This window comes from Pantoea sp. SIMBA_079 (genome assembly GCF_046940275.1).
GTDB classification, from domain to species: Bacteria; Pseudomonadota; Gammaproteobacteria; order Enterobacterales; family Enterobacteriaceae; genus Pantoea; species Pantoea borealis.
The window spans coordinates 1-273 of record NZ_JAWRYR010000281.1 but is presented as its reverse complement, the minus strand read 5'-3'; the positions used below and the strand labels follow the sequence as shown (position 1 = coordinate 273).

The window sequence follows — 273 nt, the reverse complement described above, 5'->3', positions numbered from 1 at the left end:
ACCCAGCAGGCCGGCCTGGACACGATCCCGGCCATGGTCCGCGAAGTGGCCGACGAAGCCGCCATCGCCATGGCATTGATCGAGAACATCCAGCGCGAAGACCTCAACCCACTGGAAGAGGCCATGGCGCTGCAGCGGCTGCAACAGGAATTCGAGCTCACCCAGCAGCAGGTGGCTGACGCTGTGGGCAAATCGCGGGTGACTGTGGCCAACCTGCTGCGCCTCATTACCTTGCCCGATGCGATCAAGACCATGCTCGCCCACGGTGATCTG

1 protein-coding gene is annotated in these 273 nt (G+C 63.4%); it reads left to right on the top strand.

Annotated elements, in window-relative coordinates; genetic code table 11:
• On the top strand, window positions 1-273 hold a 273-nt coding region (locus SB719_RS20025), incomplete at both ends, for a ParB/RepB/Spo0J family partition protein (protein ID WP_412159720.1).